This is a genomic window from Psychrobacter sp. CX18, from assembly GCF_057396215.1.
Genome location: NZ_JBXYJH010000005.1, coordinates 1 through 10,810 on the forward strand (window position 1 = coordinate 1; position 10,810 = coordinate 10,810).

The following is a 10,810-nucleotide window of genomic DNA, read 5'->3' on the forward strand; positions in this document are numbered from 1 at the left end:
GCTACCCCCTCCCGTGTGGGCAGTAGTGATACTGCGACGAGATTAGCCAAACAGTGGGTTGCTGCGAACAACGCCCACCGTGAGTACTATCTTGCCGCAGGTGCGATTCGTGGACTGCATGTTGCAAACGTAGTAGATATCACCCGCTTGCCTACTATTCACTCTTTATCCGCTTACTGCCTTGCCTCAACCTTAATTGGCATAGAGCCTGCTAGTGACAGTGTCTCTTATCATAACCAACACTCAATACATACTTGGCTGATGCGTCAATCGGTATCCGCTGATCAATGTCAGCTTGCTGCTGACTCTGGCGTATGGGTAGAGGCTAAGCTGATTGCAGCTGACATCCCTTATACCCGCTACCCAAGCCCACTATCTTTTGCCGCCTATACCTATAGCGGCCTTACTCAAGCACGTAGTGGCGATGCTAGTGCCCCAAGCTATGACTCACAGATTAGTGATGACGGACAACATAAAGTCATCACCACCCCTGTGTGGGCTGGTATCAGTGATCATGATGACAAACATACCCCGCCACTTCGATCCCTACAGCTGTCGACAGGGGCATCGCACGGTTGGCAGTTTGCCCCAAGGCTTGGGCAAGCGGTGCTGTTATCACATTGGTATGGTGATATCGACAGTCCGGTGATTACCCGTAGCCTTTATGAGGGTATTGGCATGGGAGATGTGGATGAGCGGGATGTGACCTATCAAGATAGCGGCGCGGCGCATCGTTATAATCTGATGCAAGGCGCCTCCCCTCGTTGGCATGGCGGGGCGTTGGGTCATTCTCAAATTAATGAGGATGATGCACACAGTGGATGGATATCAGGTATCAGTCAGTTTGGGCTGGATAGTGATTCTGAAACCAATCTGCTGTTTGATGATACGCCACATAAGCTTGGGCTTCAGTGGTCAGTCAATACGCAGGACAAAGCCAATGCCAGTACCCCGACATCAAGTGATAAGGGTGTGTTCTCTCCAAGTGAGCATGTGATAGAGCTGGGTGTACTACGTCACCGCTTTGGTAATCATCAGTCTACGCTTCGTGGTGCTGGGTTTGAGGTGGCAAGTGATAAAGGTTTACAGGTGTCAGGGGATAATGGTGTTTTGTTATCGACGTTTGGGATACGCCATTCTCAAAGCCGTCATGAGTCAGCTTGGGTCAATGATGCGGGCGCTCGTCAGTTGGATCTAGGCTATACGCTATCTGATAGTTATAGTGAGGCGAAGCAAGGCCATTTGCAGTCGTCTCAAGATGTAGATGCGCAGATAAAAGCGTTTAAAGAGACGGCTCAAGTTATTGATGAGACGCTCGGTGTGGAGACGCTTGGTGCGCCTGATGTGATGCTGGTGAGCAAAGACAGTCTGCTGGCATCAGGCCAAAACACGCTGTTTACGGCTAAGAGTGTGGTGAGACAGTCTGGGTTAACTCAGTCGGATATGGTGGGCGGTAGTTATCAGCTACTTGGCGATACGTTAAGCTCGCTTGCTGGTGTATCTGGACAAGCATCTAAGTCAGGCTTTAATGTGAGTGCTAATACTAAGCCGCTTGCGATACAGGCGCAAGGCGGTGAGCTGCAGCTGCACTCTCAGCAAGGGTTGATGATAGGTAGTGAGTCTGGTGAGGTGCATGTAGCCTCTCCGACTCGTATTAAGGTACAGACTAGCGGCGGGGCATCGTTAACGATTGATGAGAGCGGGGTTAAGTTTGTGTGCCCAGGGACGATTAAGATTCAGGCGGTGAAGAAGGGTCTGGTTGCTGGGGCTAAAGTATTTGCTCCAGTTATAGCTTTGCCGACTTCGGGAATGTTTAGTCGTCGTTTTGACTTTAGCCAACTACTAGATGCAGGTCTTTTAAAAGCAGGTAGAAAATATAAAGTTGTAAATCTTACCAAAGGTACTGAATTTTACGATGTAATACCTGAAGATGGCAGAACGCCTAGACTATTTGGCACAGAACAAGATGAGATTGAAGTTATTATCATTGGTCATGAGGATGCTGAAGAATTACTAATGATGGAAAATGAGATTAACAATAGTAATCAGGACCATGAGAACGAAGAATGCTGTGCTCTTGAGGAAGAGGACAACGATGAGGTTGAATATGATTTAGAAACCAACATAGATGATAATCTAGAGGATGACTACCATGAATTTGGTAATTAATGATTTATTTAAAATGATACTTCTGCCCTTAATATTAGCTACTAGCTCTATCAGCTGTGTGAGTGCCAAACCTTTGCCAGAACCTTTAAAGGCTCCAGCAAAATCTATTATTGTACAAAAGAACAAAGGTGATTTGGAAACAAATCAAAAGGTAAAACTTGAATTCAATACCATTCATGATTCTGAGGAGAAATGTGATCCAAAAAACTTTGGCTTTACTTGGCAAAACCTTGAAGACGATCTAGCTTATTACGGAATGGGGTGGGACAAGATTCGCTGGCTAATGAGTCCTTATTACTGTACTCAAGTAAGAAAATCAGGCTTTGATAATGTAATAATCTATGAGTTGTATGATAGAAACAGTCCATTGCATGTTTTTTATATATACGAAACAAAGAAAAATGAACGCGTTTTGGTAACAGTAACACGTAGCGATCCTCTTCAACATATCTCAGAAGGTAAACGTAAGTATTTTGGAGATATAGATAGTTTTCTTAAAGGAAAATTTATTATTAATCAATATATTGACAAGCAAAGTTATTAAGAATAACAAGTGGGGAAAGAATGAGTTTTGTAAAGCCAGTAAATAGAGTTACTTATCCATCTGATCGTCAAGGTTTTTTATATGCATTGTCTAGTAGAGAAACTAGTTCTGATTTGAATCAGCCTGATAACAGCCCAATCAATATTGAACGTCAAAAGGTTCATAACCAGCCAGGTAATAGAGGTTATATAGGATATTTTCAAACTGGTGAAGCTGCACTTTACGATGCTGGTTTTTTCACTGTACCTTATCCATTTAGTACTAAAAAAAACAGTCAATTTCAATTAGCAATAAAGAATAATGATTGGGTTGGCAGTTGGACTGGTAAAGACGGAGTAAATTCTAAAGCTGATTATCTTAGAGGGAGACGTCATCAGTTAACCGCTATTAATATTCTTGTTAATAGAAACTGTGGCTATATAAGAAACGATAATATCAATGAGTTTTATGGTAAAAAAATGAACGGGGTTGAATTAACAGAATCTGGTTGTATTGCTGCCTCTCATTTAGTCGGTTTTGGATCATTAAAGAAATACGCTTTATCTAATGGAAAGACAAATATTAAAGATGGTAATAATACTAGCGTACAAGATTATATGGATTTGCTGAACTACTACGATATGGAGTCTTGCTGCAACCGTAAAATATATGTAAAAGTTGTAGAAAATGATGAGCCAGTATTAGGTGTTATAGTAGATATTGAGTCAGAGTACAAAGAAGGTAAATACTACTCTCAAATAGGTAAAATTAAGAACTCTTATACTACCAATGGTGAAGGCAGAATCCCTGTAATCGTTCGTCACCCTGGTGCGGTCATTAAAGTTACCATCAATGGTAAATCAAAAACCATCATCCAAGAAGCCAGTAGAACACAAGATTATGTTATTGACATAACAGGTAGTATCAAGGTTAGAGGTAGGCTAGATAAACCAGGTAACCCACAACCGCGCCCCTTACCAGAAAAATCACCACAGGATCAACGTAATGAATTAAAAAATAAATCACTAACACAATCGGCTAGTAAAGAAGCTAAAAATGTCACTTTTAACCTATCAATTATTGAAGGTGATACTAAAAAGCCTATTACCAACATGCGCTACTACTTGATATATAAAGGCAAATCAAAAGAGCATCGCACTAATAATCAAGGCATAGAGTCTGATATAACAGCAACAGTAGGAGAAGATATTGAAATATGTGTTGCTGGTAAGGACAAATTGCAAGCAGTAGGAGACTTTATAGTCAGTAGCAATCATGAAGGCAAAACGATTAAAGTTCCATTACCTGTAGAATCCTTTAAATTAAAAGTTATTGATGAAGACAGATCTGTTGTAAAAAATACATATTTTATGATTTTTTATAGAGGTCGTCAGATTGTTAAAAAAACAAACTCTAAAGGTTTTTTTAATCTAAATATGTTAGTCGGCTTTGTTTATGGATTTGGACTAACTAACGGTATAGAGCTTCTTAAATTGAGATGCTTAAAAGGTATTGATGAACAGCCTATAAAAATAAATGCATCAGCCAAAGCCACTGCACTTAGAATTAATATCATGCGCGGCACATTAGGGTTTAACTCTAATGACCGATCCACTTCCAATACGAATTCAGATACCAAGAATAGTAAGCCATCTAAAATAGAGAGTGAACCTGTTGCAACACAGAAAGTAGAGTCTAATACTCAAAAACATGGTAATCCTATTACTAGTGTCGTCACATCACAGCCTACAAGTGATACGACAAGATATCATATTTATTATAATGGTAAAATTAAAAGGCAGAACGCAAATGCTACTGGGTATGCAGAGTTCATCTACTATGATCAAAATGGGGGTAAGCATAACTTGGGTAAGTCGAAATACATTCGTACTCCCAGTCTTAAAGCTGGAAACATTCCAAATGGAGGTAATATTTATTTGGTAGACGAAAGAAAACATGACAGCTATATCAGTTCTGATAAAAAGTTAGGATATAAATGGCACATTCCTGCATACATAGGTAAAAACCTTAGGGAAAGATATTACTTAAATGGTTTAACTATGGCTGGTACACTTGGTACGTTAATGAAAATGGGATATCAAGAATATGAGGGTACTGGTTGGAGTAATGTCAAAGCTGAGTCTAAAGGAAGTTCATCTCATTACAATGGACGTGCAGGAGATTTTCGGTACTTAGGAAAAAATAATGCTCATAGAAAGGGTGCTGTACATACGAGTTATAAGACTTTTGATAAACTAGAAAATGAGAGATGGGTAAAAATATTTAAAACTTACGGATTTCAAACATTTTATACAGGTACTTCAGCTACAAGTGGTGTTCCCGCATTGAAAGGAACAACCTACTGGAAAGGCCACCACGATCATCTACACTTAGGTAATCAAGGTTCAGCAGCTAGTTTAAAATCTCGTGGTATTCTGGAAGATATTTAAATAGGACATTTATAATGAAATACTTATTATTACCTTTGTTTTGTATTACGTTATCGGCATGTAATGTGAGTAATGAAAGCACTGCTAAAATCGATACTAACGATGCTATTAAGATCAATGCGAATGATACTGCAAAGATTAATAATAATGACGCTATTAAAGATAATTCTAGTGACGATGGTATAGTCGAAGTTTCAGATAACAAAGCATCAGGATGTCATAATACTATACCAGATTGGCAAATTAAAGAGCTGGCAGAAGTTCCTTGTTTAAAATTACCTATTTCAAATCAAGACTTCCTTGATATAAAAAAGTTTAATAATGGTATGTTCGATGTTGAAGGCGATACAAAATACCCAAAATCTCAAGACTATTACAAACAAATATTGCTTGGTCTCATACCCTACGATGATGAAGAGACGTTTCTGATTAGTTTTAGCAACGACCAGTACGAAGATATGTATCCAAATCAGTCATTTCACATTACAAAAGTAAAAAACCACAATGAAGAAGGTAGTCTTTATACTTTAGGTGTTTATCCTCTAGGACTTGTAGATTATGACTTCCAGGACAGCGAATTGATCAAACTAGGCATAGACCCAAATGAGTTTGCAGATATCGACTTCAATACTCTTGGACAAGAAAATATCCCTATAGACGATGTTTGTATGATGAATTTTATTATTAATAAAGATTGGACACTAACTCGTTCTTATTCTTGCCAGAATAGTCAAGCCACTAAAGAGGATATTAATAGTTTCAAAGAACAATTCGGTTTTAAGTATAAATTAAATGTTACCGATTTGGGTTTGAACTATGAACGTGTGGATTAGATAATTAAGCAAGATAAGATAAAATTAAATGAGTATAAGTTTAAGATTATTTGTTAAATATAAATACATAAAATTTCGTTATATGAGATTGATAGCGGTAAGATTTTGAATATGATTCTAATATTTAATTTTAGCTCTATGGCTAAGCTTTTTAGCCACGATTGCAGCGGATATACTGAACGACAACATAGGCTGCTGTGGTCAGGCTTGAGATGGCACGCAAAGCAAGTGACATCGCAAGCCATTACCACTGCCCTATGCTGGCGGACAGATAGTAGCGAAAAGCGTGAACAGCTACAACAACAAAACATCATCCAAGCCATTCATTTACTACAGCTACGCCCAAGCATCCGTGCAATCAGGACAAGACACCATAAGCCAGCTACACCCAATGCATAAACAACTGGGTAGTCAGCAAGTCATCGTGCGTAGTGATGGCTTAGAGGCGGATACCCTTGCTTATAACTTGATTGGATGAGCCTAAGTCGTATTAACTCAGCATCTTTATGAATTACCCACGTACTTTAAAATTTAATTTTTTAACGATATGATTAATTTAATATGAAACCATTAATAATGCTTTGCTCTTCACTACTGTTATTCTGCTCATGTCATGGATATGATTCGAATTTAAAAATTGAAGATATATATAGCAATCCCGACATAGATCAATTTTCTAACAATACTGTAAAATTAGTTAAAGTCGGTGAACCTATTAAAATGAGCTCGATCTTTGATAACTTAACTAAAGACTACAAAATTAATAAAATATCTTCAGTAGGTGATTGTGGCGGTTTCCTTGCAGAGAAGGATAATGTTAATGAAGATATTTATCAATTTGGAAACATGATTGTTAATACAATGAACGATTTAGCCGTTATTTCAAAAGTCGTCAATATCAAAGAAGGAACTTCATTTAATTACAAGGGGCTTATTATTAGTAATAATTTGACACCTTACGATATAAATCACAAAGACTTTGAGATTTCAGAACCTGAATATAATTTACGAGATGAAAAGCTTACAATTGAAACAACTGATATTGAAACCTCGTATGATAACGTCTATCAAATTAGACAAGTTGAAAGTGATGACTTAGTCAATTTATTCTTTTTAAATGGAAAAGCTATAGGATTTGAAATAATTTCTCAGTGTTAATAGCTTATAAAACTTACAGCATCTGTAAATTTTATTGTAATGCTAGGTACCAATTCTATTTCGAGTGTCTTGCTGGTAAAAGCATTTACCTATGTAAGTTAAATTAAACTAGGTAATAGCAGTAATTACAAATCTACGGAGCATTTAGATAAGGTTGTAGCGAATATACTGTTCAGCATTATCTAAAACAGTCACAACTAATACTTAACTCAATCATCCACCGAATTTTAACTCTTTATTTGCTTACTGCATTGCATTAACCTTCTCTAATAAGTATTAAACCCACTAACTAAGCTATAAACTCAAGTCTTGTTGAAGCCTCCCTAGAAGTTCTAGAAACATTTTAAATAATCAAAGGATAGTTTAATGAAGCAAATTTTTATAATTTTAGGTATACTAATTTCATTATTTATCTTTATTGAAAGGGTTGCGAAAGCCGATACAGTCAAATCAATACAAAGGCTAGAGCTGAAAAATAATAATATTAAAAAAGAGATTGAAAGACTTTACTTTAAAAATTATGAAAAAACTGAGTATAAAAAGGCGTTTGAACAGTCTCAGATTGAATGGATTAAATATAGAGACCGTTATTGTAAAGATTACATTGGTGCTGAGGCGTCATCTGTACAAGGTAGTGGCGCTGAATTAATAGTTCTAGAATGTTTAGTTAACCAAAACAATAATCGTTTAATTGAATTATCTAAATTAATTAAATAACTACCCTATACACCAATAAGTAAGCTTATTTTAAAAGCAATCAATTAACTACTTATACCCAAACAATCCTTCCTAGCATAGCCATGCCACTTAGCCAATTAATTAAGATACCGGGTCACTATCAAAGTGAATAACGCAGCCAATACCAATGACAAATAATTTAAGGTTGTAATCTTAATCACAATATAGGTTTGAAAGTTAATATTGCTATCTAGCTTGTCACTCATGAAATCTATTGAGTACGTATGGTCTAATGTATTCAGTACATTTAACGGGTAAGTATTGAGTGATGCTAAACATCTTTTAGACTTAGGATGTAGTGAACAAAACATTTTGATAACATGAAATATTTATTAATAATTTCAATAGAAGGGGTACGGGTAATGAAGTATAAATTATCGATTCTATTGCCTTTAATAATATGTTCGTGTTCCAACAATATAAAAGAAGCGAATGACCTCCCAAAAAGCCATGATAAAACGCTAATTCAGAATCTCTATCAAGATAGTGACAGATCGTTAAATAGTGCTTATAAGAAATTGCTCAATTCAGCACCCTATTTGCTAAAATTAAATCTCGAAAAGGATCAGCAAGCTTGGTTGAAACAAAGAGGTGAAGCTTGCAATCATAAAGGCTTTAGTCATCCGAAAGACTTAAAATCATTGGATTGTTTTACAGAGAAAAATGTGCAGCAAGTTAAGATTTTGATTCAAAGACGAATAATGCTTCAAGACTTATTAGATAGTGAATTTACTGGATTAAGTCAAAGAAATACAAATAACTATACCGTAGATTTTCAAGCAAATTGTCTTTGTAATTACACTATGCCATATGTTGATAGTCAGTCCGAACGTCTTGTGACTAATTCTTCATGTTTATCTTCTAATATTAAACCACTGAACTCTGAAAAAATTACAAATATTAAGTTTGACAAGTTGGGTAAACTAAACGTTGAAGCATTAAATAAGCATGGCTCAACATATCAAATAAGTTTTGATCCTAAAGGTGATCATATTTACAGTATTATGCTATTTGGTAAATGAGGTGTAATAAAAGAAAAAACCAAAAGTATGGTAGAAGCTGTGGGTGTGGGTAGTAAATATAGTTTGAAAATTAATGACGTATGCAGTGATTTCGATGGTTAATTGTTATTAAATTATTTAAATAAATATTACCCATAATTTTGGATCAAGAAAATGAAACTATCTATAATTATAATTGGTATTTTGCTTACAGGTGCTTGTACTTCGATAGAATCTAGAGTACCCCATTATATCCCTCAATGTAATGAAAAAAATGTATACGAGCAACTTGAGTGCTTAGAGAATAGCTTAGAAGTAAAAACACAGGTATTACATAGTCTCAATAATAAGAGTACGTATGATTATGAAATCTGGATAGATAAAGTAACTTATGAATGTGAAACTCTTGATTCAAATGCACTCGGCGAAGCCATATCAGAAGGTTTAAGCTGTAAACATAGACTGTATGATGAAAGAATTAGTACCTTAAAAAATCAATATAGTAACTCAAGTAAATTAATAATGTTTGAGTGATAATCACGCCCTCAATGAAGAGACTTGTGATCACTAGTATCTAAAATAGTAACGTTTTATATGACGATTTTACAGAACAAGAGTATTCGCCACAATCCTAGCCATATTGTCTCACTACCTACTTCCACTAAAATAATGCGAAAGCTAAGACTCATAAATGGATGTACAGAGTAAAAATAATTAACTGGATTCTGTTACGATATTTAGGTCTTTAATTATCTTATCAACCTCACTCACGTAAAGCCCTAGATCAGGCTCTAGATGAAAGCCTGGAACCGGAGTATTTTGTCCTTTTTGTTTTCCAAGACGCACTATGATGGTATTGGTCTCAGGCAACACCAGCACTCGCTGACCTAGGTGCCCAAGCATGGCGTAAAATGGCACGGGACTGTCCATATCAGTCCATACAGAATGACCATAAATCTGAGGCTCTCCGTCGTTGAACGCATCGGCGTTAGGCGTAATCATCCATTGGACGTGTTCCTTAGATAATAGTTGCTGCCCTTGCCACTGCCCACCGTTTAATAACAATTGACCAAATTTTGCAAAATCTAACGCATTGGCATTGAGACAGCAGTATACTTTTTCAATGTCACCCGAGCCGTCTAAAGACCAGTACCCCTGATTTTTCATGCCAAGCGGCTTCCAAAATTTTTCCTCTAAATAACTGGAGACGGTATAACCATGAGGCGCAAGCGCTCGAGTTAGGGCTATCCCAAGTAGCTGAGTATCGCCCGAGGAATAATCAAAATGGCCACCACACGGTTCAACAAAGTCGCGACTGGTCATTTGCTTGATTAAATCTTTGCCATAATACGCCTTAGCTGTGGGATTAACAGGTAAATAATAATCCTCTAGCCAGTCATAGCCTGAGGTCATACCAGATAGATCGGCAAGGGTGCAGTTATCGGCGTATTTATTGTCTTTATATTCGGGGAGATAGGTGGTAATGGGTTCGTTAACACTGCTAATCATCCCTTCCTCTACTGCTTTGAGATAAAGCATGGTGGTGACCGTTTTTGCCATTGAAAAACTATTGGTATGCGAGTCGCCATTGTAGTCTTGCCAATAATTTTCATATAACAGCTTGCCATCTTGGATGACAGCAAAGGCAATAGTTTGATCCGTATCCAAGGCATTTTGCAATGCTGGAGTCAATTTAAATTGATTAATATTGGGGTGCTGGTTCCATGGTATTGGCGTCTCGGTATTGATGACCCTATTGTCAAAATCGACATAGTCATCAATATTGGCGGTCTTTTCACCTTTCAGATAGGTCAACTGTATACCGCGAAATATATAGCTATTACCGGTAACTATCAGCCCTAAGCTAACCACTACCAATAGACCGATAATAGTCAGTAACATCCATTTAATAAACGAAATAATATAACCCATTTAACT

The 10,810-nt window shown here is 36.9% G+C and carries 10 protein-coding genes; 9 read left to right on the forward strand and 1 reads right to left on the reverse strand.

From position 1 onward, the window contains the following. The 9 genes from AC2SLT_RS05275 to AC2SLT_RS05315 all read left to right on the forward strand — a co-directional run. Positions 1–2,169, forward strand: a 2,169-nt coding sequence (locus AC2SLT_RS05275; RefSeq protein ID WP_486546596.1) for a DUF2345 domain-containing protein, incomplete at its 5' end; no start/stop codon positions are given. Then, positions 2,153–2,713: a hypothetical protein gene (locus AC2SLT_RS05280; protein WP_486546597.1), complete on the forward strand. Its 561-nt coding sequence runs from the start codon at positions 2,153–2,155 to the stop codon at positions 2,711–2,713. The genes AC2SLT_RS05275 and AC2SLT_RS05280, both read left to right, overlap by 17 nt. Before the next feature lie 20 nt (positions 2,714–2,733). Then, entirely contained in the window at positions 2,734–5,142 is a 2,409-nt protein-coding gene (locus AC2SLT_RS05285; RefSeq protein ID WP_486546598.1) for a hypothetical protein, read from the forward strand. A 14-nt stretch (positions 5,143–5,156) separates the two neighbouring features. Then, positions 5,157–5,975 (forward strand): hypothetical protein, encoded by an 819-nt coding sequence (locus tag AC2SLT_RS05290; protein WP_486546599.1) that lies wholly within the window; start codon positions 5,157–5,159, stop codon positions 5,973–5,975. Between the two features lie 286 nt (positions 5,976–6,261). Beyond that, positions 6,262–6,453 carry a hypothetical protein gene (locus AC2SLT_RS05295; RefSeq protein WP_486546600.1) on the forward strand — a complete coding sequence of 64 codons (192 nt, stop codon included), beginning with the start codon at positions 6,262–6,264 and terminating at the stop codon, positions 6,451–6,453. 83 nt (positions 6,454–6,536) lie between these two features. Continuing rightward, positions 6,537–7,133: a hypothetical protein gene (locus tag AC2SLT_RS05300; protein ID WP_486546601.1), complete on the forward strand. Its 597-nt coding sequence runs from the start codon at positions 6,537–6,539 to the stop codon at positions 7,131–7,133. A gap of 366 nt (positions 7,134–7,499) precedes the next feature. Further along, positions 7,500–7,850: a lysozyme inhibitor LprI family protein gene (locus tag AC2SLT_RS05305; RefSeq protein ID WP_486546602.1), complete on the forward strand. Its 351-nt coding sequence runs from the start codon at positions 7,500–7,502 to the stop codon at positions 7,848–7,850. A gap of 383 nt (positions 7,851–8,233) precedes the next feature. After that, positions 8,234–8,893 carry a lysozyme inhibitor LprI family protein gene (locus AC2SLT_RS05310; protein WP_486546603.1) on the forward strand — a complete coding sequence of 220 codons (660 nt, stop codon included), beginning with the start codon at positions 8,234–8,236 and terminating at the stop codon, positions 8,891–8,893. Positions 8,894–9,046: 153 nt separating this feature from the next. Beyond that, the gene (locus AC2SLT_RS05315; RefSeq protein ID WP_486546604.1) at positions 9,047–9,406 is read left to right on the forward strand and encodes a hypothetical protein; all 360 of its coding nucleotides are present in this window, start codon (positions 9,047–9,049) and stop codon (positions 9,404–9,406) included. Between the two features lie 180 nt (positions 9,407–9,586). On the opposite strand, the gene AC2SLT_RS05320 is transcribed toward AC2SLT_RS05315, so the two are convergent. Next, positions 9,587–10,804 (reverse strand): serine hydrolase domain-containing protein, encoded by a 1,218-nt coding sequence (locus tag AC2SLT_RS05320; protein ID WP_486546605.1) that lies wholly within the window; start codon positions 10,802–10,804, stop codon positions 9,587–9,589. Positions 10,805–10,810: the final 6 nt, after the last annotated feature.